At 66.4% G+C, this 23301-nt stretch carries 25 protein-coding genes; 16 read left to right on the forward strand and 9 right to left on the reverse strand.

Going from position 1 to position 23301, the window contains the following annotated elements; translation table 11 throughout:
• Positions 1–92: 92 nt before the first annotated feature.
• On the reverse strand, positions 93–716 hold the full coding sequence (locus tag AB0D18_RS20950) for a TetR/AcrR family transcriptional regulator (protein ID WP_362420450.1): 624 nt from the start codon (positions 714–716) through the stop codon (positions 93–95).
• A gap of 122 nt (positions 717–838) precedes the next feature.
• Between AB0D18_RS20950 and AB0D18_RS20955 the strand changes: the two genes are divergently transcribed.
• From AB0D18_RS20955 to AB0D18_RS21000, 10 genes are all read left to right on the forward strand, one after another.
• A complete protein-coding gene (locus AB0D18_RS20955; RefSeq protein ID WP_362420710.1) occupies positions 839–1948 on the forward strand; it encodes a transposase in 1110 nt (369 codons plus the stop codon).
• Positions 1949–2072: 124 nt separating this feature from the next.
• A complete protein-coding gene (locus AB0D18_RS20960; RefSeq protein WP_362420453.1) occupies positions 2073–2516 on the forward strand; it encodes a MarR family transcriptional regulator in 444 nt (147 codons plus the stop codon).
• Positions 2517–2733: 217 nt separating this feature from the next.
• Positions 2734–4200 carry an AMP-binding protein gene (locus AB0D18_RS20965; RefSeq protein ID WP_362420456.1) on the forward strand — a complete coding sequence of 489 codons (1467 nt, stop codon included), beginning with the start codon at positions 2734–2736 and terminating at the stop codon, positions 4198–4200.
• The gene (locus AB0D18_RS20970; protein ID WP_362420459.1) at positions 4200–4460 is read left to right on the forward strand and encodes an acyl carrier protein; all 261 of its coding nucleotides are present in this window, start codon (positions 4200–4202) and stop codon (positions 4458–4460) included. The genes AB0D18_RS20965 and AB0D18_RS20970 overlap by 1 nt, the downstream gene beginning before the upstream one ends.
• Before the next feature lie 166 nt (positions 4461–4626).
• On the forward strand, positions 4627–5001 hold the full coding sequence (locus AB0D18_RS20975; RefSeq protein ID WP_362420462.1) for an ectoine synthase: 375 nt from the start codon (positions 4627–4629) through the stop codon (positions 4999–5001).
• A gap of 128 nt (positions 5002–5129) precedes the next feature.
• Positions 5130–6260, forward strand: a complete 1131-nt coding sequence (locus AB0D18_RS20980) for an acyl-CoA dehydrogenase family protein (protein ID WP_362420465.1) — start codon at positions 5130–5132, stop codon at positions 6258–6260.
• A gap of 14 nt (positions 6261–6274) precedes the next feature.
• On the forward strand, positions 6275–7006 hold the full coding sequence (locus AB0D18_RS20985) for a transglutaminase family protein (RefSeq protein WP_362420468.1): 732 nt from the start codon (positions 6275–6277) through the stop codon (positions 7004–7006).
• A 124-nt stretch (positions 7007–7130) separates the two neighbouring features.
• Positions 7131–7970: a maleate cis-trans isomerase gene (locus tag AB0D18_RS20990; RefSeq protein ID WP_362420471.1), complete on the forward strand. Its 840-nt coding sequence runs from the start codon at positions 7131–7133 to the stop codon at positions 7968–7970.
• Positions 7967–8209: a DUF6253 family protein gene (locus AB0D18_RS20995; RefSeq protein ID WP_362420474.1), complete on the forward strand. Its 243-nt coding sequence runs from the start codon at positions 7967–7969 to the stop codon at positions 8207–8209. The genes AB0D18_RS20990 and AB0D18_RS20995 overlap by 4 nt, the downstream gene beginning before the upstream one ends.
• A 55-nt stretch (positions 8210–8264) precedes the next feature.
• Positions 8265–9029 carry a 4'-phosphopantetheinyl transferase superfamily protein gene (locus tag AB0D18_RS21000; protein WP_362420476.1) on the forward strand — a complete coding sequence of 255 codons (765 nt, stop codon included), beginning with the start codon at positions 8265–8267 and terminating at the stop codon, positions 9027–9029.
• A 91-nt stretch (positions 9030–9120) separates the two neighbouring features.
• On the opposite strand, the gene AB0D18_RS21005 is transcribed toward AB0D18_RS21000, so the two are convergent.
• Positions 9121–10074 (reverse strand): ScbA/BarX family gamma-butyrolactone biosynthesis protein, encoded by a 954-nt coding sequence (locus AB0D18_RS21005; protein ID WP_362420479.1) that lies wholly within the window; start codon positions 10072–10074, stop codon positions 9121–9123.
• Between the two features lie 218 nt (positions 10075–10292).
• Here AB0D18_RS21005 and AB0D18_RS21010 point away from each other — a divergent pair, with 218 nt between their 5' ends.
• The 3 genes from AB0D18_RS21010 to AB0D18_RS21020 all read left to right on the forward strand — a co-directional run bounded on the left by AB0D18_RS21010 (position 10293) and on the right by AB0D18_RS21020 (position 12175).
• Positions 10293–10922: a ScbR family autoregulator-binding transcription factor gene (locus tag AB0D18_RS21010; protein ID WP_362420482.1), complete on the forward strand. Its 630-nt coding sequence runs from the start codon at positions 10293–10295 to the stop codon at positions 10920–10922.
• The gene (locus tag AB0D18_RS21015; protein WP_362420485.1) at positions 10919–11869 is read left to right on the forward strand and encodes an NAD(P)-dependent oxidoreductase; all 951 of its coding nucleotides are present in this window, start codon (positions 10919–10921) and stop codon (positions 11867–11869) included. The genes AB0D18_RS21010 and AB0D18_RS21015 overlap by 4 nt, the downstream gene beginning before the upstream one ends.
• 150 nt (positions 11870–12019) lie before the next feature.
• Positions 12020–12175, forward strand: a complete 156-nt coding sequence (locus AB0D18_RS21020; protein WP_362420488.1) for a hypothetical protein — start codon at positions 12020–12022, stop codon at positions 12173–12175.
• Positions 12176–12278: 103 nt separating this feature from the next.
• Here the strand turns inward: AB0D18_RS21020 and AB0D18_RS21025 are convergent, their stop codons facing one another.
• From AB0D18_RS21025 to AB0D18_RS21045, 5 genes are all read right to left on the reverse strand, one after another.
• Positions 12279–12698 carry a multidrug efflux SMR transporter gene (locus AB0D18_RS21025; RefSeq protein WP_362420491.1) on the reverse strand — a complete coding sequence of 140 codons (420 nt, stop codon included), beginning with the start codon at positions 12696–12698 and terminating at the stop codon, positions 12279–12281.
• A 79-nt stretch (positions 12699–12777) separates the two neighbouring features.
• Positions 12778–13098, reverse strand: coding sequence for a multidrug efflux SMR transporter (locus AB0D18_RS21030; RefSeq protein ID WP_362420494.1), 321 nt, complete (start codon positions 13096–13098; stop codon positions 12778–12780).
• Positions 13099–13195: 97 nt separating this feature from the next.
• Complete coding sequence (locus tag AB0D18_RS21035) at positions 13196–13675, reverse strand: nucleoside deaminase (protein WP_362420497.1); 480 nt, start codon at positions 13673–13675, stop codon at positions 13196–13198.
• Positions 13676–13799: 124 nt separating this feature from the next.
• Positions 13800–14978, reverse strand: a complete 1179-nt coding sequence (locus AB0D18_RS21040) for an NADH:flavin oxidoreductase (protein ID WP_362420500.1) — start codon at positions 14976–14978, stop codon at positions 13800–13802.
• Positions 14932–15588, reverse strand: a complete 657-nt coding sequence (locus AB0D18_RS21045) for a DsbA family oxidoreductase (protein ID WP_362420502.1) — start codon at positions 15586–15588, stop codon at positions 14932–14934. The genes AB0D18_RS21040 and AB0D18_RS21045 overlap by 47 nt, the downstream gene beginning before the upstream one ends.
• A gap of 743 nt (positions 15589–16331) precedes the next feature.
• Here AB0D18_RS21045 and AB0D18_RS21050 point away from each other — a divergent pair.
• The 3 genes from AB0D18_RS21050 (at position 16332) to AB0D18_RS21060 (ending at position 21010) form a co-directional block, all read left to right on the forward strand.
• A complete protein-coding gene (locus tag AB0D18_RS21050; RefSeq protein WP_362420505.1) occupies positions 16332–18335 on the forward strand; it encodes a DUF87 domain-containing protein in 2004 nt (667 codons plus the stop codon).
• A 726-nt stretch (positions 18336–19061) separates the two neighbouring features.
• Positions 19062–19751: a hypothetical protein gene (locus AB0D18_RS21055; RefSeq protein WP_362420508.1), complete on the forward strand. Its 690-nt coding sequence runs from the start codon at positions 19062–19064 to the stop codon at positions 19749–19751.
• An 8-nt stretch (positions 19752–19759) separates the two neighbouring features.
• Complete coding sequence (locus AB0D18_RS21060; RefSeq protein ID WP_362420511.1) at positions 19760–21010, forward strand: DNA adenine methylase; 1251 nt, start codon at positions 19760–19762, stop codon at positions 21008–21010.
• Positions 21011–21315: 305 nt separating this feature from the next.
• Here the strand turns inward: AB0D18_RS21060 and AB0D18_RS21065 are convergent, their stop codons facing one another.
• Positions 21316–21849, reverse strand: coding sequence for an NUDIX domain-containing protein (locus AB0D18_RS21065; RefSeq protein WP_362420514.1), 534 nt, complete (start codon positions 21847–21849; stop codon positions 21316–21318).
• A 1-nt stretch (position 21850) separates the two neighbouring features.
• Positions 21851–23209 carry a tetratricopeptide repeat protein gene (locus AB0D18_RS21070; protein ID WP_362420517.1) on the reverse strand — a complete coding sequence of 453 codons (1359 nt, stop codon included), beginning with the start codon at positions 23207–23209 and terminating at the stop codon, positions 21851–21853.
• Positions 23210–23301 lie beyond the last annotated feature (92 nt).

Below are 23301 nucleotides of genomic sequence, written 5' to 3' on the forward strand. Positions count from 1 at the left end.
ACCGCCCGTGCGGTGCGGACCGCCTGAGCCACGGCCCGTGCGGTGCGGGTCGCCTGAGCCACCGCCCGTGCGGTGCGGGTCGGAACCCTTCTTCAGGTGAGTTCCGACTCGCACCACATCGAGCCCGCACGGTCCGCACGGTCCGCACGGTCCGCCCGGCCCGGCCGGTCGGCCGCGAGGCCGTACAGGACGACGTCCCAGACCGAGTCCCAGACCGATTCCCGGGTCGCGTCATCGGCGGCCATGGCGCCCTCCGCGAGATGCCCCAGCAGGGTCAGGGCGTCCTCGGGAGACACGCCGGCCCGGAGCCGGTCCGCGCCGCAGGCCCGGTCGAGCAGGCCACGGAGCACGGGAAGCCAGGCCTCGGCCAACGGCGGTGCGCCCTTGGGGCGGTCGGCTTCCAGGCGGCGCGCGGCGCGCACGAAGGTGTCCTCGTGCGCCAGCCGGGCCAGACAGCTGATCAGGGTGCACAGTCCCCTCAACGGATCGGCGGCGGCCGCGAGGCCTTCCAGGCAGCCGAAGCGGGCGCGCCCGGCCGTGAACACCTCCTCGGCCAGGACGGTCTTGGGCCCGAAGTGGAAGGTCAGAGAGCCGATCGAAGTCGCCGCCCGCCAGGCCACCCGCTGGAGGGAAGCGCCTTCGTAGCCGCGCTCGGCGAACTCCTCGGCGGCCGCTTCCAGCACGGCCTGGCGGGTCTTTGCCGCCCGTTCCTGCATGCACTTTCTCCTTGAACTTTGGCAAGTAGTCGAACCATCGAAGAAAAATATAACGAACGTTCTCTATGTTTGTTAGTGTACGCAGCGAACGCTCACCTGGGAGGGGACCTGCAGTGACGACGATGCACGAGACGCCCGACGTGGTGGCGGGCCGGCCGCTGGGGGACCTTTCCCGGCGCCTGTTCGGCCATCTGCACCGCTCTGACCAGCAGCGTTGGGGGCATGCGTATCTGCAGGGGCTGCTGCGGACACACGGAAAGAAGACCGTGCGCCGGATGGCGGCCGCCGTCACCGGCTCGGAGGCGGCGTCGGCTTCGCTGCATCAGTTCGTCAACGCCAGCCCGTGGGACTGGGCCCCGGTACGCGGCGAACTGACCCGCTGGGCCGCCCAGTCACTGCCGGTACGGGCCTGGACACTGGCGCCGGCGGTACTGCCCAAGCGCGGCAACTACTCGGCCGGTGTGCACCAGCGCTTCCTTCCGGAGTCCGGGCGGACCGTCAACTGCCAGCTGGGCCTGGGCCTGTTCCTGGACGCCGGGCAGGCGCACCTGCCGGTCGACTGGCGGCTCTTCCTGCCCCCCCGGTTCACCGGCGACCAGGCGGTGCGCGACCGGGTGAAGATCCCCGGGACGACGCAGGCCCAGCCGCTGTGGGCCCACGCCCTGGGCCTGGTCCAGGAGATGACGTCATGGTCGGACGGGCAGACGGCGCCGGTGGTGGCCGACCTGACGGCCCTGTGCGACACCGCACCGCTGGCGCAGCGACTGCACGGCAGCGGGCACAGCTTCGTCCTTGCCCTCCCGGGCCAGACCACCCTCGCCGATCCGGAACTGCCGCCCGGCGAACGGGAGTCGGTGCGCGGCCTGCTGCTGCGCCGGGGCGTACGGCACCCGACGGGGGCGGGCCGGCAGGTCGTCTCGTACGACACACCGGTGCGCGGACTGCGCCCGGACGGCGAGCGCGTGCGCGGGGCCGGCCGGCTGCTGGCCGAGTGGGACGCGAGCACCGGGCGTCCGGGGCGGATCTGGCTGACGAACATCACCGACCGCCACCCGGCCGAACTGCTGGAACTGGCCCGTTCGCCCCACGGGGCGCAGGCCACGGTCAACCGCCTGGGCGAGCACTTCGGCCTCCTCGACTTCGAGGGCCGCTCCTTCCCCGGCTGGCACCGGCACATGACGCTCGTCTCGGCCGCCTACGCCTGCAGCACCCTGGAGGACTGGGAACACTGACCCCTTGATTGCGTATACAAGTACATAGCGGACGGAGCCCATCCTTACGGGCCCGAGCACTCCCCAGATGATTGCATGGGCATGTATCTTGTTGTTAATCGCAGTCGAGAAGGGGAGCCGTTCCATGACGATCCACCAACAGCCGCGCGCCGCCTCCGACCAGGCCATGTGGGAGGCCGTTCTCGGCCTGCACGCCTTCGTGGAGCGTCAGCTCGCCCACACCCTGCAGCGCCGTCACGGCGTCGGCCTGTCCGAGTACCGGGCCCTGGAAGTCCTCACCCAGGCAGAGAAGGGCGAGCGTCGCATGCAGGAGCTCGCGGACCACATCGGTCTGGGCCAGAGCTCGGTAACACGCCTGGTGGGGCGGCTGGACAGCGCCGGCTATGCCTACAAGGACAACTGCGCCGACGACAGGCGCGGCGTCTTCGCCGTCATCACCGAAGAGGGCCGCAAGCGCTACCAGGACGCCCGTTCCACGTACGCCGACGTCCTCAGCTCGGCCCTCAACACCGCGAGCGCCGACGATCAGTTCGCCCGTGCGGTGCAAGCGCTGCGGAGTGCCGCCTGACGCTGATCACGACAGACGGCGGGATGCGCCCGGGGTGACCCGGCCTCCCGCCGTCTTTTGCATGTTCGGGCTCTTTTTCCGGCGCGCGGGGTAGTGACCTGGATCACTCCTCCACCAGATTTATATGCTTGACCATGCAAATAAAGACCCGTAGATTCTCTCTCGTAGCCAAGAAGCCAAAACCACCGAGGGGGGACCGTTGCCTTCGCCTCGCCTGTTGCAGGCAATCAGTCGGCACGTACAGGAACAGCCCGACAGCACCGCGCTCGTCTTCGCAGGCGAACGGGTCACCTACGCGGATCTCGACCAGCTGACCCACCGCGCCGCCGCGGACCTCGACGGCGCCGGCTTCGGCTCCGTACGCGCCCTGTGCGTCCCGGCCCACAAGTCGCCGGAGACCGTCGCACTGCTGCTGGCAGCATGGCGGCAGGGGATCAACACCCTGGTCCCGTCGCCCGGACTGGGCGCCGCCGCCCTGTCCACGCTCACCGCCCAGGCCCACGGCCCGCTGTCGGCCACCGCGGTCCCCGGTGGCGGCGTGATCCTGTCGAGGGAGGAGGGCGACCCCGCACTGTCGGAGGGCTTCAGCGCCCCCGACCCCGAGGAGTCGCTGCTGACCCTCACCACCTCCGGGTCCACCGGAATACCCAAGCTCGTCCCGGTCCGCATCGAGGCCTTCGACCGCTTCGACGCCTGGGCCACGGAGAAGTTCGGGCTCGACAGCGACACCAGGTCGCTGAGCTTCTCGCCGCTCAACTTCGACCTGGCACTCCTGGACGTGTGGACGGTGCTGCAGGCCGGCGGCACGGTCGTACTGGCCGACGCCGGGGCCAGCGGGGACGCCGGCTATCTGCGCGACCTCGCGGAGAGCAACGAGGTGACCCTGGTTCAAGGGGTGCCGCTGCTGCACCGGCTGCTGGCAGCGGGCGGCGCCCGCTACCCGTCGGTCCGCACGGTCGTCTTCACCGGGGAGGCCGTCTCCGAGCAGGGACTGCAGGACGCCTTCGCCGCCTGTCCGGCCGCCCGCTTCCACAACGTCTTCGGCTGTACGGAGACCAACGACAGCTTCGTCCACGACATCGATCCGGGCGCGTACGTGCACCCGCTGCCCATCGGCACCCCGATCGACGGCACCGACGCCGTGCTGCTGATCGAAGGGCCCGACGGGACCGAGGTCCTGCAGGGTCCCGGCACCGGCGAACTCCTGGTGCACACCCCCTTCCAGACCTGCGGCTATCTGGAGCACTCCCGCAACGCGCACGCCTTCATACCGGACCCGCGCGGCGGCGGCGCCATGTTCTACCGCACCGGCGACCTCGTCCACCGCGACGCCTACGACCACTACTACCTCCAGGGGCGCACCGACTTCCAGGTCAAGGTGCGCGGCGTGCGCACCAACACCCTGGAGGTCGAGACCGTCCTGGAGGCACACCCGGACATCGTCGAGGCCGCAGTCGTCGCGCTGCCCTGCCCCGAGGCGGGCACCCGGCTGCACGCCGAAGTGGTGCGCCGGGACGGCACCACCCTGAGCTCGCTGGGACTGCGGGCGTACGCGGCGAAGCACCTGCCGCGGCACGCCGTGCCCAGCTCGGTGGGGCTCGGTGGCACTCCGCTGCCGAAGACCCCGACCGGCAAGCCCGACCGTAATTCGATCAAGAACACCCAACTGAACGGAGCCTCTTGATGAGCGCCGACAACAACGACCCGATCCGCGACTACATCGTCCAGGAGTTCCTGGCCGGTGAGGACACCGAGGACCTGACCGACGACTTCGACCTCATCGAGAGCACCGTCGTGAACAGCCTCGGCCTGGTCCGCCTCATCTCCTGGATATCCGAGACGTACAGCATCCCCGTCGACGACATCCCGCTGGAGCCGGCCGTCTACCGCACGCTCGCGGACATCCGGAACTTCGTCGGCCAGGCCGCTCCGGCCGCGGTCTGACGGACCTTCCTCTCCCCCGCACCAGACCACACCCCGCGACGCACGCACAGCGGCCGCGGCGCACGAGCAAGCACCCGCAAGTACCGGAAGTACACGCCCGTACACATGCATACATGCATGTACACGCAGCATCCGCCCAGAACACAGCGATGACAGGAGTCTCCCCATGATCGTCCGTTCCCTCTCCGACGTCCCCGCGATCGAGTGGGGCAGCGGCACCAGCCACCGCCTGCTCACCGAGGCCGACGGGATGGGCTTCACCGTCTGCGAGACGCTGGTCCGTCAGGGCACCTCCAGCGCGCTGCAGTACCTCGGCCACCTGGAGGCCTGTTACTGCATCGGCGGCTCGGGCGAGGTCGTCACCACGGAAGGCGTCCGTCACAAGATCAAGACCGGGACCATCTACGCCCTGGACATGAACGACGCCCACCACCTGCTCGCCTCCGACGACGAGGACCTCCTGCTCGTCTCCGTCTTCAGCCCGGCGCTGCGTGGCGACGAGAAGCACTCGCTCTCCGAGGACGGCTTCTCCCGCTACTGATCCACCACCCCGGGTGCAGGGCCGCGACGGCGCGGCCCTGCACCCGGCGCCCAGCGTCCAGCGCCCCGCACCGGCGCCCGGCACCCAGCGCCCGCACGGCGCCCAGCGAAAGGCAAGGCAGCACACGCATGGCAGTTGAAAAGGCCTCAGACACCTACGGCGTCACAGCCCCTTACGCCGACGAGCTGAACGACGACGTCACCCGCTGGGACCGCGCCGCCGAGTTCCCGCACGAGAAGTGGAAGCCCCTGCAGCAGTCCGGGCTCTTCACTCTCCCCTTCGCCCCGGAGTACGGCGGCGCCGGCCGGACGCTCACCGAAACCATGGCGGCGCTGGAGGGCCTCGGTTACACCAGCCGGGACGCCGGCCTGAACTTCTCGGCATCCACGCAGATAGTCAGCGTCGGCATACCGCTGCAGTCGTTCGGCTCCGACGACCTGCGCGAGCGCTATCTGCCGCAGGTCACCTCCGGGCAGGCCATCACCGCGCACGCCATCACCGAGGCCGGCCACGGCTCGGACGTGATGAACATCCAGACCACGGCCGTCCGCGACGGCGACGAGTACGTCATCAACGGCGGCAAGCTGTTCATCACCAACGCCCCGGTCGCCGACCTCTTCCTCCTGTACGTCCGTACCGGCAAGCCGGGCGCCTTCGGGCTGAGCACCTTCCTCGCCGAGCGCAACACGCCGGGCCTGACGATCGGCGAGCCGCTGGAGACGATGGGGCTGCGCACCTCCCCGATCAGCGAGGTCACGCTGAAGGACGTCCGGCTGCCCGTCGGCAACCGTCTCGGCAGCGAGGGCGCCGGCTTCCTGATCATGGATTACGTGATGAAGCGGGAGGTCCTCTTCTCCTTCGCCGTCAACCTCGGCGAGATGACCCACCGTCTGAAGCGAGTAGTCGAACACGCCAACACCCGGCAGCAGTTCGGCAGCGCCATCGGCAAGAACCAGGCGGTCGCCCACAAGATCGCCAACATGAAGATCGCCGTGGAGACGGCCCGCAAGTGGCTGTACGAGACCGGCCGCAAGGTCGAGGTCGGCAAGGACGCCTCGCTGGACGTGGCCGCCACCAAGATCGTGGTCAGCGAGGCCAACCAGCGCACCGCCCAGGACGCGATCCAGATCTTCGGCGCGCGCGGCTACCTGACCGACACGGGCATCGAGCGCGAGCTCCGCAACGCCGCCGCCGGCTCCATCTACTCCGGCACCAACGAAATCCAGCGCAACTGCATCGCCGCCCTGATGGGCCTGTGACGAGAGGCACTCGCATGACCGACACCATGACCGACACCCTGGCCGACGCCACGTCCGAGCAGCTGACCGCCGACGACCGTGCACACCTCACGGCGGCCACCGACTTCCTCAACTACGAGCACGAGACCGTCAAGGCCTTCGTCGACAAGGCCCTGGTCGGGGTCGACCGCGAAACCGCCGACCCGGTCGACCTCGCCGTCGCCCTCTACTACGCGGTGCGCGACGGCATCCACTACGAGGTCTACGGCGCCAGCCTGTCGCCGCAGGGCCTGCAGGCGTCCTCCATCATCGACGCCCGCAAGGGCTTCTGCCTGCACAAGTCCGTGCTCTACGCCGCCTGTTGCCGCGCCGTGGGCATCCCCGCCCGGCTGCACTACAGCGACGTCCGCAACCACCTCGCCTCCGACCGGCTGCGCTCGTACATAGGCGGCGACGTCTTCTTCCACGGCCTGGCCACCGTGTATCTCAACGGGCGCTGGATGAAGGTGACCCCGGTCTTCAACAAGCTCCTGTGCCGGCTGTACGGCATGACTCCGCTGGAGTTCGACGGCCGCTCCGACAGTCTCTATCACCCCTTCGACGCGCAGGGGCGGCAGAACATGGAGTTCCTCACCGACCACGGCGACTTCGACGACGTCCCGTACGAGTTCGTGATGGGCAACATGCGCCGCAAGCACCCGAAGTTCCTGGACAAGGACGGCACCGGCACCGTCAGCGGCGGCTCGCTCGCCGACGAAGCGGCCTGAGCCGCGGCGCCACATCCCTCACGCCGTATCCGTAACGCCGTATCCGTAACGCCGCATCCGTAACGCCGCATCCGTACCGCAGAAGCCGTACCCGTAACGCACAGCAGAAGAGGAGAAGCAGCCCATGACTCAGTTCCAGGCCCGCGAGGACGGCTGGGCCACGACCGCCCGCGTCGGCGTCGTCGTTCCGCATGCGGACGTCGGGCCCGAGTCCGAGCTTCAGGCGATGGCGCCGCGCGACGTCTACATCCACGGTTCACGCGTCCACTTCGGGGCGATGCGCCCCGGTGGGGAAATGGATCCCAAGATCCCGCACGATCCGGTGCGCGCCTTCATCGACCCGCCCTTCATCGACGACGCCGTCGAGCTGCTTGCCGCCTCCCCGCTGGACTCCATCGCCCTGGGGTTCACCAGCTCGGCCTACGTGCTGGGCGCCGACGGCGAGCAGATGCTGTTCGAGCGGCTCGCCGAGCGGACCCGCGGCATCCCGCTCACCGGCACGACCCACGCGGCCACGGCCGGCTTCACCGCCCTGGGCGCCGAGCGGATCGCGCTCGTCAACCCGCCGTGGTTCGACGACGAGCTGTCGGCCCTGGGTGCCTCGTACTTCGGCGAGCGCGGCTTCAATGTCGTCCACCACGCCCCCTGCGGCCTCCCCAGCAACCAGAAACTGATCACCCCGGAGGCGCTGGTGCACTGGATCGAGACAGCCGTCGCACCGCACCAGCCGCAGGCGGTACTGGTCGCCGGCAACGGCATTCGCGCGGTGGGCACCATCGCGGGCCTGGAGGAGCGGCTCGGGTTCCCCGTACTCACCGCGAACCAGGTGCTCTTCTGGCACGCGCTGCACCTCGCCGGCGGAAGCGAGGCAGCCGCGCGGATCACCGAGTACGGATCCCTGTTCGCCGTCCGCCCCGAGTCCGAGGGCGCGGGCATGGGCGTGGCGGTGGGTGCGGCCGCATGAGCATGCTGCCCGCGTACGGCTACCAGGCCGCCGTACAGGAAACCTGCGACACGCCGGAGTACTTCGTCCCGCTCGTGTGCTGGCACGACGACGGGACCAGCGTGCGCGGCCTGGTGCTGCACCGCGGATCGCTGCGCCCGGCGGAGCAGGTGCCGGGATTCCGGCGCTATCTCGCCCACGAGGACCTCGAGCAGTACGCCACGACCGGTCCGTGGTCCCTGCTCGCAGCCACCGCCTGATCCGACCCGTGGCGGGGACCGGCCGGGTCCCCGTCGCATCAGGAGCCGTATCGACATGACACACGACCTCAAGTGGTCCGACGCACCCCCGGGGGAGGTCCGCGATCCGGTCGGCATCTGGATTGTCCGGGCTCCGGCAGGGCAGCACCTCGCGGACGACGGGGCTCCGCCCGACTGGTTCGACGAGAAGGAAAGGCGCCGGCTGGCCTCGATACCGCAGCCGGCCGGCCGGGAGGCCTACGTCTTCGCCCACTGGGCGCTGCGGAGCGTTCTCGGCTCCTCGCTCGACTGCTCACCCAGGAGCGTCGGCTTCCTGCGGCAGCCGTGTCCCGGCTGTGGCGGGGCACACGGAAGACCGGCCATCCGCGACCCGGGCCCGGACAGCGAAGCGCTGGAGTTCTCGATGTCGCACAGCGGTGACCACGTTGCCATCGGGGTCGCCGAGGCCACCATCGGCATCGACATCGAGTCCTGGCCGACCCCGGAATCCGTCGCCGGCTACCTGCCGTTCCTCCACCCGAAGGAACAGCAGTGGCTGGGCGGCCGTCCGGACGACGAACTCGTCCGGGACTTCGCCCGCCTGTGGACCCGCAAGGAGGCCATGGCCAAGGCGACGGGCCAGGGCATGGCCGCCATCATGAACCGGCTGGATCTCACCAACCAGCCGCTCGGCTGGCGGGTGCGGCAGCTGCTCGCACCACCCGGGTACGAGGCCAGCTTCGCGGTCCCGGCCTCGGTGCACGTCGACGTCACGATGCACGACGAGCTTCCGGAGCCGATGCCGGAGCCGGCGCGGACGCTGGAGCCGGTGCAGGTCTGACCCGACGGCGGGCGGCCCGTATCCCTTCCAAGGGATACGGGCCGCCCGCCGCGCTGCGTACTGCGTCGTTTCCGAAATGCGTCCTACAGACCTACAGGCCGATCGTCGGCTCGACGGTCACCTCGGAGCGGAAGACCCGGACGCCGCGCTGCTCGATCGACACCTCCACGCGGCGCCGGCCCGTGCCGTCCCGGACCGGCTCGCCCGCCAGGACGAAGGCGGGTACGTCGAACTCGACGTACCGGGCGAAGTCCGTCTTCATCCCGGTGACCACCGAAGCGCCGTCACCGACGGCGTGCGCCGCCTGCCGGGCGGCTTCGAGGAGGAGCATCCCGGGCACGTGATCGACGGCGTGGTCGAACAGCACCGGGTGCCCGGGGTCCACCCGCAGCATCCACTGTCCGGGCACACCGGCCGGATCCGGTGAGAGCACCACGTCGTCCGGGGAGCTCCGGTCCACCAGATGCGGCTCCACGGGCGGGCCGGGCGGCAGGCAGTGCGCGAGCGCGGCGCCTATGTCCGCGTAACTCCCGCGCAGCCGCTGGTATATGGCCGCGGGCTGGTTGTTGAAGCGGGTGTGCGCGGTGCCCATCAGCCGCTCCCCCAGGTGGACGTCGATGTCCATCGTCATGCCGGCGAACCTGGCGCCGCGGCGGACCACGTCCGAGCAGGACACCACGAGGCGCACCTCCTCCTCGGCGGTGGTCACCAGCGACGCCAGCGGCTCGACCGAGAAGCTGAAGCCCTCCCACGCCTGCTTGTACTCCCGCGGAGCGCCGTGCACGGCGTGCGACAGCAGCGGCACCGCCTGGCGCACGCTCTCGGCGAGCAGCAGCGGGTCGTACATACCCTTCGACGGCCGGTAGAAGTCGTGCCCCTGCGGCCACCGTGCGGTGATCACGTATTGCCCCTGGGACGGTTCGGCCCACGCCTTGAGCAGCACTTCCTCACCCCGAAGCTTGTGCACCTGCCACTGATGGACCGACTGCGTCTCAAGATCCAGCACCGAAACAGACAACTTTCCGCCCCCACGATCGGTAGTCATTTGCGAACGGCTACACAGAGGTGCCCGAGGCCCACTCCGTGTACCCGATACAAAAATAATGATCTTTTTGTTTTCTCAAGTCAAGGGGGCTCAATCTCTTTGTTTTCCCGTGAGGGGATTAGGGGATATTAGTAACTCAAGGCGCATAAACCGGACTTGCCCAGACCGGGGGACCCTCGGATAACGTAAGGAGCGTTCTTTTTGAGAAGGTGAGAGACATGGCGCAACTGAAACAGGAGCGAGCGGAACAGACCCGCCGCACACTCCTGCTCGCAGCAGCAGAGGTCTTCGACGAGTCCGGCTACGCGGGGGCCAGCATCACCCGCATCCTCAAACGCGCCGGCGTGACGGCGGGGGCGCTCTACTTCCACTTCGGCTCCAAGGAAGACCTCGCCAAGGCCGTGATGATCGAGCAAGGTGCTTACCTCGAACTGCCAGGCGGCCCGGACGGGTTGCAGCGGCTCGTGCACATCACCCTGTACTTGGCCCGGCAGTTGCAGGTCGACCCGCTTCTGCGTGGCGGCGTACGGCTCGCCGTGGAGCAGGGTGAGTTCGGCCTGCAGGACGACAAGGCCTATCAGGGATGGATCCAGGTCTTCGACGAACAGTTGCTTGCCGCCCGCTCCAATGGCGAACTGGCCCTCGACGCGCTGGTGGACGAGGTGTCCTGGCTCCTGGTGGGTTCGTTCACCGGAATGCAGCTCTTCTCCCAGATCACCACCCACCGTGCTGACCTGCCTGCCCGGATCCGTATGTTGTGGCGCTACCTCCTCCCGTCCGTGGCGACCCCGCAGGCCAGGAGATCGATCGTCATCGACGATGCCCCGCCGGCCAAGCAGAGCGCGTGAGGGCCACAGTCATCGGCGCGACCGGCTTCATCGGTGGCGCCGTAGTGGACCAACTCCTCCGCCTCGGGGTGGAGGTCAGAGCCGTGGGGCGCCACGCCCCGGCCGTCGAGGAGCGGGCGGGGGTCGAGTGGGTCGAAGCCGATCTTGCGGAGCCGCCCTCCTTGCGCGGTCTGTGCAGGGGCAGTGACGTACTGCTGCAACTCGCTTCGTACATCGGGTCCGACCCGGAACGTTGTCACCGCGTCAACACACTCGGCACTCGTGAGGCGGTGCGCGAAGCCGAGCGTTCCGGAATCCGGCGCACGGTCCTGCTGTCGACGGCTGCCGCGTACGGGGCCGGAGTGCACCGTGGGATCGCTGTCGGACAGGTGACGCCCGGCCCGCTTTCGGTGGCCAGCGCAAGTCGTCGTGCCGCCGAGCAGTCGGTCCTTGATGCCCACGGGGTGGTGCTGCGGCCCGGTCTGGTGGTCGGCGCAGGCGACCGATGGGTGGTGCCCGCACTCGCGGACGCTCTCCGCAGGGTGCCTGCACACTGGGGCGGCGGACAGGCACTGCTCTCCCTGATCTCCGTACACGACCTGGCCCGGCTGATCGCCGGGATCACGGTCGTACAGCCCACCCCGGAAACGGAAGGGCGCATCTTTCACGCGAACCATCCGCGCCCCGTGCCGATCGCCGACTTGATCTCCTCGCTGGCCGCGCGCGGACTTGTGGTGGACCCGACCGAGGACTGGCCGCTCGACCGGTGCCTGGCCGCGCTCGGCGAACGGCCCGGTTGGGTGAGCGAGCGTCAGTTCCGCTTGCTTGCCGAGGACCACTGGTACCTGAGCGAGGATGTGTGGAACGCGTTCGGCGTCGCCCCCGCCCCCGAACCGCTGTCCTGGCTCACTGATGCGGCCGACTGGTATCGGAGACACTTGGCCGAGACGGATCGCCACAGCGCTTAGCCTCGCTGTTCCGGTTGAGTCGATGAGGTTGTCACTGGGCGTCAACTCTCGGGTGTGCGGGCCGATTTCGCTGCCCAGCAGGGCAGTGGCCCGGCGCGATGGTTGGGTTCCGGATCGGACGGGGTCGGCCACGCGTGGTGCCGGGAACCTGTGCACCCGCGCGGCGAACACCACGATCAGGACCCGGCCGGCGCCTGCTCGATCGTCAACACCTCCGGCGTCGCGGGCGTACGCACCACTCAACACCTCCAGCGTCCGGGCGTACGCACCACTTCCGCCTCGGCTGCCCATGTGGCCGCGAAGTGACGGGAACACCGCACGGGAGGACACCCCACGGGAAACGCCACAGGCGCCTGCTGCCCTTGTCGAGAAAGGGCAGCATGCGCCTGTGGCGTACGGTCGGCGGACGTCAGGCCTGAAGCGCTGCGGACCTGTCCGCGAGACGCTCGGACTCCCGCGTCTCGGCAGGCACCTCGGCGGGCTTCGTACGGTCGGCGAGCTTGAGCCAGATGACCCCGACGATGATGACGGCCAGCCAGATGCCCTTGGTCACCGTGAGGGTCTCGTCGAAGAAGAGCGGGCCGAAGACCGCGGCGCCGACCGCTCCGATACCCGCCCAGACCGCATAGCCGACACTCACGTCGATCGTGCGCAGGGCGAGGCTCAGTGCGTAGAGCGTCAACAGGAAGAACACCACGGCGACCAGGGACCAGGTCAGGCGGCTGAAGCCTTCGCTGCCGCCGACGGCGAGCGCGTACCCGATCTCGAAGCCTCCGGCGAGAAGGAGCATGAGCCAGGCGTTGGCGGAGCTCCGGGGGGCGTTGGACATGGGGGTTGAGTCCTCTCGTGGGATGTCGTCAGGTGGTTGCGCGGTGCGCGGAATGCGAGGCCGGGAGATCCGCCTGGGCTCAGGCGGAACCGCTCAGCTGCAGGCCGACGACGCCGCCGATGACGAGGGCGATGCCGATCACCTTGTTCAGGTTCAGTCGCTGGCCGAAGAACAGCGCTCCGAGGACGGTGATGCCGACACCGGCGACGGACGTCCACAGGGCGTAGCCGACGCCGACCTCGAAGGTCAGCAGCGCCTTGCTGAGGAAGAAGGTCGCGGCCGCCCCGCTGAGCAGGGTGATGGCGGTCCACTTGCGGTTCTTGAAGCCCTCGGCCTTTCCGGCGGCGATGGCCACCGTGGTCTCGAAGCCGACAGCAATCGCGAGGTAGAGCCAGTGCATGGGGTGGTCCTTCCGTGCGGTGAATGATGGGGAGTGGGGGTGAAGGGGGGCCGTAACGCCGAGCGCGTCAGCGGCGAGCGCGTCAGAGCCGAGCGCGTCAGCGCCCAGCGCGGCTCATGGTGCGGAAGTCCTGGAACGGCTGTTCTGCTTCGGGGAGTTGCAGCGCCGTGACCTTGAGGGACCAGTTCGCCGGGTCCTCGGCGAAGATGGAGTACGAGCTGGTGTAGTCGAAGCCGTACCGGGCAGCGGTATGGCGGTCGGCGACGTGCACGATGTGGCCGATGCCGGCGTACAGCGAGGCCATGTAACACAGGGCGCAGGGTTCGCCGGAGGCGATCAGGGTGGCTCCTGCCACGGAGCGGAGCCCGTGCTTGGTGGTGGCTTCCCGGAGGGCGACGACCTCGGCGTGAGCGGTCGGGTCGTTGTCCTCGCCGACTCGGTTGAAGCCGGTCCCCAGGATCCGTCCGTGGCCCACGACCACGCCGGAGAAGGGGATACCGCCCTGCGCGACATGCTCGCGGCTGAGCCGGATCGCTTCGTGGGCGTAGTCCATCAGTTCGCTTTCATGTGTCTGCATGAGCAGTCCGTCTCCCGAGTTACTTCACTACGACTTGCCTGCACATGCAAGCACACACCCTCAGGAAGCCGCCTCCGAAGAACCGGCCCGAGGGCATTAATCTTGCATGTGCAAGTAACGACTGTCAAGCGTGCGCACTGGCGCGGGCGTTGCCCAATGTCGCCAGCGGCTCCAGCACCTGAGGATCGAACGGCGCCAGGGCCTCGCCCGCGGCCACTCTGCGCGGCAGGTCGGGGTTGGCCAGCGCGGCCGTCCCGAGCGCCAGGACGTCGGCGTGCTGCTCGTCCAGGACGCGCCGTGCCACCGCGTCCTCCTGCAGCCCGCCATTGGCGATGACGGGAAGCCCGGTGACCTTCCGGGCGAGCGCGGGAAGCGTCGGCTCCTCAGGACGCGACGGAGCGTCAGGAAACGCCGGCGCGAGCGGGAGCCAGTCCCGTCGGCTGCCCGCGAGGTGCAGATAGTCCGCGCCGGCCGTGGCAGCCGCCAGGAACGTGGCGCTCGCCTCGGCATGTCCTCCGGGCCACTGCCACGAGGGATCGTTGATCTTCCCCTGCGAGAGCCGGACGCCGATCGGGAAACCGGGCCCGGCCGCGCTCCTGGTCTCGGAGATCACTTCCCGTACGAGCCGGAAGCGCTCCTCGGCGTCCCCTCCGTATTCATCGCCCCGCAGATTTGTGTACGGGGTGAGGAACTGGTCGAGCAGATAGCCGTTGGCCGCGTGGATCTCCACGCCGTCGAAGCCTGCCGTACGGGCCCGGACCGCAGCGGCCGCGAACCCGTCGACCGCCTCTCCGATCTGACAGCGAGTCATTTCGGCCGGTACGGGCCAGCGGCCACTGCCCCGGTACTTGGCCAGCTGCTCGCCCAGCGGCTGAACCGCCGAAGGGCCCACGGACCAGTCGCGGAACCGGTTGCCCTGCGAGACGGCCCCGGCGTGCATCAGCTGCAGGACGACGCGCGCGCCGGCGGCATGGGCTCTGTCGACGACGGGCCGCCAGGCAGCGGCCTGCGCCTCGTCCGTGATGCCCGGCTGATGCAGATACCCCTGGCTGAAGGCGGTGTCGGTGTAGGTGCCTTCGGTGATCAGGAGACCGAAACCGCCTTCGGCGAAGGCCGCGTAGTACTCGGCCATCTCCTGCGTGGCTCTGCCGTCCTCGGTCGCGGACACCCGCGTCATGGGGGCAACGGCAAATCTGTTGCGCAGCTCGAGCCCGGCGAACCGGATGGCGGCGAGGGCTGGATGGGTACGGGACAACTCAGCAGCCTCCGTCGATACCGCAGGCGGCACCGTAAACGGTGTCATCGGCCTGCTGCGCCTGGGCGTCGAGGATCGCCTTGCGCAACTGCGCGGTGCGCGGGACGCCTTCGATCCGGGTGTCACCGATGAGGATGGTGGGAACCGCCTGCACCCGGTGGGCCGCGGCCTCACGCAGGGCGTCCTGGTGCTTGGCGCGATAGCTGCCGTCCGCCAGCGCGGCCCGGAACCCGGCCTCGTCCAGGCCGATCTCGCCGGCCAGGGTCGTGAGGACGTCGATCTCCCCCAGGTCCTGGCTCTCCTGGAAGAAGGCGCGGAACATCCGCCGGTTGTACTCGGCCCCCAGACCCTTCTCGGCCGCGTACTGGTAGCCCTCGAAGGCGAGGGCCGTGTGGGGCTGCGGGGACACGTCGGGGAGCGTGATGTCGACGCCCAGGCGACGGGCCATGGGGTAGACGGCGCTCTTCCAGATATTGGGCAGGTAGTCGTCCTCCGGCCGCAGGGTGGGCTGAGGATGGGGACGCAGCTCGAAGGGCATCCACTCGATCTCCACGTCGACGCCGACATCCTTGACCGCTTCTTCAAGGGGGCCTTCGGCCAGCATGCAGAAGGGGCAGACGTAGTCGGACCAGATCTTGATCTTCACGGGATCAGCCATGCAGGCCTCCGGATATTTGATCGCACACACAATGACATCCCCCGACGGGTCGTCAGGAGAGACCAGGACGTCCAGAAGGTTGCACGATCATGCACTTTAGTGTCAAGTCGGGTGGCCTACGGAGGGGACGGCCAGAGAGGGCGAGCAAGGGGCAAGCGGGAGGGTGCGAAGACCGTCGAGTTCCGCCCGCGCGCGCGGGGGTCGGGCGACATCCGGGCAGCATCCGGGCAGCGGTCCGGGCAGCATCCGGGCTGCATTCGGGCATGAAAAAGCCCCAGGTCACGGCGAGTGAGTCCTGGGGCTGATCCGGGCCGCCTTCGGGATTCGAACCCGAGACCTACGCATTACGAGGGCCTGCAAGATCATCTAGCCTGGTGCCGGACCGTGCCACCGAGTCCCGTTTCCCCAGGTCAGCAAGGTACGACCCGACCCCCACATGCCACCCAATCCACCCTGTGCCACCCCGTCCGCTCACGCACCGCTCACGCACGAAACTGACGCTGCACACCGGAATCTCAACCTAGAAGCGCCTTGGCCTCACGCTCTTGAGCGAGATCGAGCACGCACCCCTCCGCCCCAGGTGGCCAGCCCACCGCTCATCACCCGCTACCTGAGTGCCTGTCAACTTCGTCGATACGGCCCACTTCTGTCAGTGGCTCCGTGTAGCGTCCGAGTGACTCTGGACCACAACCACACTGCGGTCGCGCCCTGCCTTGCGTGACTGGTAGAGGGGGCAAGGCGCGTTGAGTATCACTGAGGGACTCTCACAGTCGGTCGAACTCAAGAAGCCACTGACTGCGCTAGTCAACAGGGGGTGCGTACCAGTCGGCGGCGTCTATCGTCTCGACTACGACTCGGCCGTGGTGTTGACCGATGACTTCAAAAAAGAGAAGGCTGGCGGGGTTCCAAGGGGCGGTTTCCTCCTCGCCGTCGCGGGTGATAACACGCCTTCTGGGTTCATACTTGAGGACCAGGAAGTTATTTTGCTCCGAGTCCGCGGCACTGCGCCACTGCCGAACGAGTCAGAGCTCATTCAAACCCGCCTCGCTGTCGTCCGCGATGCCGGCGCATCAGGGGTCGGATTCGACGACGTCACGGATGTACTAACGCGGAATGAACTCCAACAGTCAGCCTTCGACTGTGAGGTTTTGGGCACCTTTTATACCGAGACCGATTCCCGCGACGCCCTGATCGAATATGGGGCGGATATTGACAACGTGGTGGTATCTGCTCGCTACCAAGTATTCCTGCCATCAACTGAGGTGTTGTCGTGGCTGGCCTCCTACCCTGCGCCTGCTGACAAGAAGGACGCCCTCGCGATCGGTAAGGTCCGATTCGCCGCCACACGACGTAAAGCCCTGGTCTCCGGAACTGACCAGGCGCGTGTCCATATCAACATATCCGACTTCGTCGGTCGAAAAACTGCTGTTTTCGGAATGACCCGTACCGGTAAATCGAACACCATCAAGACTCTGGTTACAGCGGTCCATCAGTACGGCTCGGACCATGGCCGTTCCATCGGTCAGCTTATTTTTGATCCACAGGGCGAATATGCCAACGTAAATAAGCAGGACCGCACCGGTCTACGCCTGCTCGGCGACGACTCAAGTACTGTGCGGATCTACAAGGTAGAACCCAGCGCAGTGGACAGCCGGGAGCAGCCCCTTCGGATTAACTTCTATGACCGTGAGGTACTCGAAGCGGCCTGGAGCCTGGTAAGCGAAGCCACTGCGCCGGTCAATACCAACTACGGAAAGACCTTCCGGTCTGCGGTCCTAGATGAACCCGATGAAAGTGATCGCAGTAGGCACGCCCGCTGGGGGTGGGCTACGGTCGCCTTTTACGGCCTTCTGGCTAAGTGCGGATTCTCGGCGCCGAATTTGCCGCAAGCTCTTGTCGTTCCTGCACCATCAGGCCCGATGACGGACTTCATGTCCTCCCATCCAAATGCAGTCGCACAGGCTGGTCGGGCGGGGAGCTACCGCGTCCTCAGCCCTGCAGGCGCGCTGGCACTTGCCGAATGGGTCGGCGAGCGAGAAAGTGACTTCCCCAAGTGGCATGACACTAAGGACTGTCATTTCACCGCCATCTGGAGTGTTTATAAGTACACGGGTGTGACTTCGTCCATTCACACCATCCGCCCGTTCCACGGGCCCGAATCGGCAGGAGACGTCGGGGAGCATCTTTGGAATGACATGCTGGCAGGGCGACTTTCAATCGTGGACCTTTCAAGCGGAAACGACATGGTCGCGAAGGTCATGTCCGAACGCATCGTCACCCATCTCTTGAACCGTGCAAGTGAACGGTTCCGCACCGACCACGATCCGGTAGACATGCAGATTGTCGTCGAAGAGGCACACAACCTCTTTGAGCGTAGTGGACGCGACGTGGCCGACGACCCCTGGGTACGTCTGTCGAAAGAGGCAGCAAAATACCGCATGGGGCTGATCTACGCGACACAAGAAGTCACTTCCGTCGACAAGCGAATGCTGTCAAACACATCGAATTGGCTGATCGCGCACCTCAACTCCGATCACGAAACACGCGAGTTGGCGCACTATTACGATTTCAAGGTATGGACTCCGAGTATCATCCGCGCAGAGGACGTCGGTTTTGTGCGGATGAAAACCTATTCAGGAAAATACATCGTCCCGGTGCAGATTTCCAAGTTCGATCACTCGATGGTCAATAAGGCCCGAATCGCCGCTGGCCTGACAGGCGTTGATATCGCGAACGAAGGCGAGTAGGTCGTGCCCTACGAAGGAGAAAAGGCTTCAAGGCTAGGACACGTGGATACAGTGAGGAATGAAGCAGTTCGCGCTGCTCTTCAACGCTGGTCCATCACTAGCGCTCGCCCCGACAGCGGAAAGGAGATCACCGAACTGTGCTCGCCTCTCGTAGATTTGCCGCTCTCAGGCAAACTCGAGGAGGTCGAATTCTCAATCACGGTTGACGGATCAGACACCGAAGTCGAGGCTACTCGAAACCACCCCACGGTGAAGGTTGGCTATCTGAGAGTTGCCAGCTCGGTGGTACGACTCGACGCCTTTCGTAATCTTGCGCGAGAAAGGCACATCGACCCACGTGCGGTCCGTAACTCCCACTCTGAATACGCTTTCGACGTAGCTCTCCCTGGATCTCAACTGACTCGGCCAGGGATGAGTGGCGTAGAAACCTGGCGCGCGGAACTCGAAGATTTTCTCCGCAGTTCACGTTTCGACTCCACCACGGAGATGACCCTCGCAGATGCGCTCCTCGCACTGCACGGCACTCGGGGCAAACCTGCGACCGAAATCAGCCTTCGCGTTTGCCCGGGATGCGGGATTAAGGCGACCAGTAGCCTCACGCTTACAGTTACCAAGGAAGGTGGATCGTGCCAGTCGTGCAATACCCACCTCCATCTTGCGGATATCTTGCGATCTCATGAGGAATATAACGACGAAGGGTCAAATTTTACTCCTCTTGGGCGCGTCATGACAGCAGCTGAGAGGCTAATGTCTGTATGCTACTTGAATTTCTTTGCCGATACCGCACCTGAAGTTCTTCGGCATACACTATTCATTACTGACGGACCGCTGGCGCTGTTCGGCCCTCTCGCCCCGCTCAAGCGTAGGTTTGAGGAGCACCTTGGCGACCTCGGCGCCTGGTGCGCCAAGCGGAATCTTGTCGCCCCGCTAATCGTAGGAATCGAGAAATCTGGCGCCTTCGTCGAGCACGCCGAGCTGATCAAAGATCTAATCCCGTTGGGCCATGTGATGCGGCTAACGAACGCTTACATCAATAGGATTTCCGGGCGGCCTGAGGGTAATCACTACGGCGTAGATGAGTTTTACGGACGTCGCTTCATCTATCGCACTCGGACAGGGGACCCTCTGGTAATTACAGTCCCTCCCCAGGCAGGACTCTCGCCATACGACGGCGGCAGGTCGGAGGTTGAAGGTTGGGATGCATATCCGACGCTTCGCCTGATATGCGAGATTCTTGACTCGCTTAGGACCCGCATGTACCAGCATGCTGTCGTGCCCATCGCCCTCGCACACTCAGCAGCCGCTCTGCCCCTCGGCGTGGGGCGCTCTGTCTTGACGATGATGGCTCAGCAGAACATCCCAGGGCTGAAACTTGACCTCCAAGCGGTGCACCCGCCGACTTACTTCAAGAACTAGGCTCGATCATGTTCCGGATCACAACTGCCATCCGGCAAGATGGGGTGGTGACATCAGTGACCTCGTCGGCGACTGCCATCAGCGCAAGCACCACTGCTCGGGTTACCAACCCGTTCGGTGCCGACAAGGCGATCCACGCTCAGGCGCGGTCCCTGCCCCAACAGCTTGAGCCCATCTCTCATGCGCTCTCCCGCGGCCGTTACCAGTCCCCCTTGCGTTACCCAGGGGCGAAGTCGTCGTTGGCCCCCGTGATCGCACGGGTGATAACTACCGCGAAGCAATCTCGGGAGGTTCCCGAAGTAAATCTTCTAGTGGAGCCGTTCGCCGGCGGTGCGTCAGCATCACTTCGCGCGATTGGTGAGGGAATTGCAGACCGTATCCTGCTCGCAGACGTTGACCCGCTAGTCACAGCCTTTTGGCAAGCAGCTGCCGATGACACCGAGCAGCTAATCGACCGAATGTATGACGAGTGGAACCAATACATTCGCAATGGCGGCGTGTCAGGCGTGGAACGATGGGATTACTGGCGGGCTTGGGCACCACGACCAGAGATGGATCCACGCGATCGCCGTATGAGTGTGGCGATGCAATGCCTGTTCCTTAACCGGACCACCTTTTCGGGAATCCTGCACGGCAAGGCGGGACCCATTGGCGGGCGCGCCCAAGTCAGCAACTACCCGATCGGGTGCCGCTGGAACCCAGAAGCGCTTGCGGAGCGAATCAGGTATGTCGGCCACCTATATGCCGTCGGGCGCCTTGTAGACGTATGGTGCAAGGATTGGCGACAAACTCTCGAAGACGTGCCTGAGCAATACCCACAGCTCCTACCTTCCCGGGTAGTTGCCTATCTGGACCCTCCGTACATCGAAAAGTCTTCGCTTCTGTATCGGACGTCCTTTGATCCCCACGGTGGCTACGGAGACAGCAGGCGCTCTTCAGGCACCCGTCCTGGGATTGAAGCACTCCACCTCGACCTAGCCGGATACCTGCGAACAAAAGCGCAGTTCCGGTGGCTACTCAGCTATGACAATTACCCCCTGCTCATGCAGAGTAAATGGCTTTATGGGAAATCTAGAATGACGCCTTCAGATGCCGATCGGGAGACCCTTGGGGTGCGTCAGTGGCGAATCAGTAAGCGGTTGGTTGCTACACGCTACTCGGCAGGTGGACGGTCGGGTAAAAGATCTGCCGAGGAATTGCTAATCACTACGCTCCCCCCGGCTACTGTGCCAGTAGACGATCAGCTGCGCTTGCCTTAGATCGCCGAGAATTTCAGCGTCAGTGGAAGTCTGAAAGCCTGGCTCTGGGAAGACGAGTGATAGCTCCGATGCTGGTGGCGGTCGAGGGTCACCCATCCGGTTTTGCGAGCGTCATAGGTCGCCTCGAAGTCGGTTACCTTGAAACCCATCTGCAGGCCACACCGGACGGAATGCGCGTGTTACTCCAACTGCTGGATGTGGCAACTTTAGTCTCAAAAGAGTGTTTAGTCTCAAAAGAGTGAAGGCCCCGACCACCAAGTGTGGTCGGGCCTTAACATTGACCCGCGCAATCGTCATGAAGAGGTTCAGATCCACCCGTCCAGAGAGACCTGCGGCCCGTTGGAGAGGTAAGCGCGGAGCGCGCCAGCAGTTGTGTCCACAAAGCTCTCGGGGATCGATGCGGTTTCAGTCCAGCGTACTTGGGAGTGTTTGCGGGGCTCTCGGTTTGCGGGTTCGCCGGTCCATTCGTCAGCGGCGAAGACAACCGTGAGGAATCCGTTGGGTGCCTCGACGCCCCACGCACTGTGGATGATGTGCGCGATCTTGAGGGACTCAGGCTTCACCGTCAGGCCCGTCTCCTCGTACAGCTCCCGCACAGCCGTCTCCGTGATCGGCTCGCCCGGTTCGCTCTTGCCGACAGGGAGGTCCCACATGCCCTGGGCAAACTTGGCGTTCTCGCTGCGCTGGAGGAGGACGACGCGGTTGGTGGCCTTGTCATGGACGATGACGGCGGCGACCAGCAGGGTCATGGATTCGAGGGCGGGCTTGAGGGCCTTGGGGTGGTCTTCGGTGTGGAGCTGGGCCACGGGATTCCCTTCGTCGGGCCGGTAGCTGGGCATGTTAGGCGAGTGCTTCGCGGGCTCGGCGGGCGAGTTCGGTGGCGCCGGGGACCTTACGGCGTTGGTAGACGGCGAGGGTGGAGCGCAGTGAGGTGATCGCTTTGCGTGTGCGGTCGGAGGTCATGCCTTCCATGAGGGTGAGGGACTGGGACCAGGCGGCTACCGCTTCGTCGGCGCGGGCCTGGGCGGCGAGGCTGTCGCCGAGGTCGGCGTGGGTGAGGGCGTGGACGCGTTTGTATTTCACCGGGTCCCAGCGGGTGAGGGCGTCGCGGTGTTGATGTTCGGTGCCGGTGTGGTCGGCGAGGTCGGTGAGGGTGCGGGCGGTGTGGCTGGCAACGGTGCCGGCGGCCGGGCCGCTGACGCGGGAGTAGCTGGGCTGGGGGCCGTCTTCGCGGAGCAGGGCGTCCTCGGCGGCGAGGAGGGCTCGGGCGGCGGATGGTTTCTCGCCGGTCACCGCGTACGCGCGGGCGTGGGCGATGTGGAGGAGGGCTTCGGTCTGGCCGTCGACATGGCCGAGGCCGGTGGCCAGGGCGCCTTCGGTGAGGGCGATGCAGTGGTGGGGCTGTTTGAGGCTGAGGGCCTGGTGGGCGAGGGCGCGCATCATCCAGGCGGCATGGCCGTGTGGGTCGGCTTCGCAGGCGAGTTGGTAGCCGACCTGGTAGTAGCGCTGGGCGGCACCTTCGTGGCCGAGGTCGTGGTGTTTCCAGCCTGCCAGGTAGGCGAGTTCGGCGACCGCGCCGAAGGCGGACGCGCGTAGGGCTTCGGAGGGGAATCGGGCACGGAGTATCGGGGCTGCCGTGTCGGCGAGGTAGGCGGAGACGGTGGTGAGGCCGTGGCCGCCGCCCAGGCGTTCGTCGGCGGCACTGAAGGCCGCCGTGATGTGACGTACGACGTCGATGTCCTCCGTGCCGACCAGACTGGTTCCGGTACGGGCGCGGAGCATGCGGGCGGTGGCTTCGCGGTTGTACGCGAGGGGCATCGCCACGCCTGCCGTGGTGAAGGCGGCGACGGCGAGGAAGCGGCGCCGTTCGACGTCCGCGCGACCCAGGTCGGTCGCCGCGAGCACGGGGTCGGGTTCGTCGGACGCAGCGGCGTCGTCGGGGGTGCGCAGCCCGATCTCGGTCTGGGTGACGGTGCGGCCGGTCCGGCGGGAGAGGGCTTCGGCGACGTACTGGCCGCGTTGGCCGGTGGGGTGGCGGGTGCCGTTGACCCAGTGGCAAATGGCGGACTTGTTGGTCTGGGTGATCTCGCCGTTCTCGGCGGCGATGCGGCAGACATCCTTGGCGAGGGACTCGAAGGAGCAGCGCGCCTCTGCAATGACGTCGCGCAGGCGGGAGTTGGGGGCTCTGTGCGCTGCCACGATCACCTCCGTCCCAGAGCTGTAAACCGCGTATACCGCTTGGACTCGCTCTCACCGTACCCACTGAGCGTGACCGGCGGTTCACTAATCAT

Origin of the sequence: Streptomyces sp. NPDC048442, assembly GCF_040651475.1 — a bacterium.
Lineage (GTDB): Bacteria > Actinomycetota > Actinomycetes > Streptomycetales > Streptomycetaceae > Streptomyces.

What these genes read in the sequence shown, in the direction of transcription:
- AB0D18_RS21065 (WP_362420514.1), bottom strand. Translation starts at nt 21,849, where the DNA reads ATGCCCAGCTACCGGCCCGACGAAGGGAATCCCGTGGCCCAGCTCCAC.
- AB0D18_RS21035 (WP_362420497.1), bottom strand. Translation starts at nt 13,675, where the DNA reads ATGCAGACACATGAAAGCGAACTGATGGACTACGCCCACGAAGCGATC.
- AB0D18_RS20960 (WP_362420453.1), top strand. Translation starts at nt 2,073, where the DNA reads ATGACGATCCACCAACAGCCGCGCGCCGCCTCCGACCAGGCCATGTGG.
- AB0D18_RS20950 (WP_362420450.1), bottom strand. Translation starts at nt 716, where the DNA reads ATGCAGGAACGGGCGGCAAAGACCCGCCAGGCCGTGCTGGAAGCGGCC.
- AB0D18_RS21055 (WP_362420508.1), top strand. Translation starts at nt 19,062, where the DNA reads ATGACAGCAGCTGAGAGGCTAATGTCTGTATGCTACTTGAATTTCTTT.
- AB0D18_RS20955 (WP_362420710.1), top strand. Translation starts at nt 839, where the DNA reads ATGCACGAGACGCCCGACGTGGTGGCGGGCCGGCCGCTGGGGGACCTT.
- AB0D18_RS21000 (WP_362420476.1), top strand. Translation starts at nt 8,265, where the DNA reads ATGACACACGACCTCAAGTGGTCCGACGCACCCCCGGGGGAGGTCCGC.
- AB0D18_RS21005 (WP_362420479.1), bottom strand. Translation starts at nt 10,074, where the DNA reads ATGACTACCGATCGTGGGGGCGGAAAGTTGTCTGTTTCGGTGCTGGAT.
- AB0D18_RS20990 (WP_362420471.1), top strand. Translation starts at nt 7,131, where the DNA reads ATGACTCAGTTCCAGGCCCGCGAGGACGGCTGGGCCACGACCGCCCGC.
- AB0D18_RS20970 (WP_362420459.1), top strand. Translation starts at nt 4,200, where the DNA reads ATGAGCGCCGACAACAACGACCCGATCCGCGACTACATCGTCCAGGAG.
- AB0D18_RS21010 (WP_362420482.1), top strand. Translation starts at nt 10,293, where the DNA reads ATGGCGCAACTGAAACAGGAGCGAGCGGAACAGACCCGCCGCACACTC.
- AB0D18_RS20995 (WP_362420474.1), top strand. Translation starts at nt 7,967, where the DNA reads ATGAGCATGCTGCCCGCGTACGGCTACCAGGCCGCCGTACAGGAAACC.
- AB0D18_RS20980 (WP_362420465.1), top strand. Translation starts at nt 5,130, where the DNA reads ATGGCAGTTGAAAAGGCCTCAGACACCTACGGCGTCACAGCCCCTTAC.
- AB0D18_RS21045 (WP_362420502.1), bottom strand. Translation starts at nt 15,588, where the DNA reads ATGGCTGATCCCGTGAAGATCAAGATCTGGTCCGACTACGTCTGCCCC.
- AB0D18_RS21025 (WP_362420491.1), bottom strand. Translation starts at nt 12,698, where the DNA reads ATGTCCAACGCCCCCCGGAGCTCCGCCAACGCCTGGCTCATGCTCCTT.
- AB0D18_RS20975 (WP_362420462.1), top strand. Translation starts at nt 4,627, where the DNA reads ATGATCGTCCGTTCCCTCTCCGACGTCCCCGCGATCGAGTGGGGCAGC.
- AB0D18_RS21030 (WP_362420494.1), bottom strand. Translation starts at nt 13,098, where the DNA reads ATGCACTGGCTCTACCTCGCGATTGCTGTCGGCTTCGAGACCACGGTG.
- AB0D18_RS21060 (WP_362420511.1), top strand. Translation starts at nt 19,760, where the DNA reads ATGTTCCGGATCACAACTGCCATCCGGCAAGATGGGGTGGTGACATCA.
- AB0D18_RS21040 (WP_362420500.1), bottom strand. Translation starts at nt 14,978, where the DNA reads ATGACACCGTTTACGGTGCCGCCTGCGGTATCGACGGAGGCTGCTGAG.
- AB0D18_RS20985 (WP_362420468.1), top strand. Translation starts at nt 6,275, where the DNA reads ATGACCGACACCATGACCGACACCCTGGCCGACGCCACGTCCGAGCAG.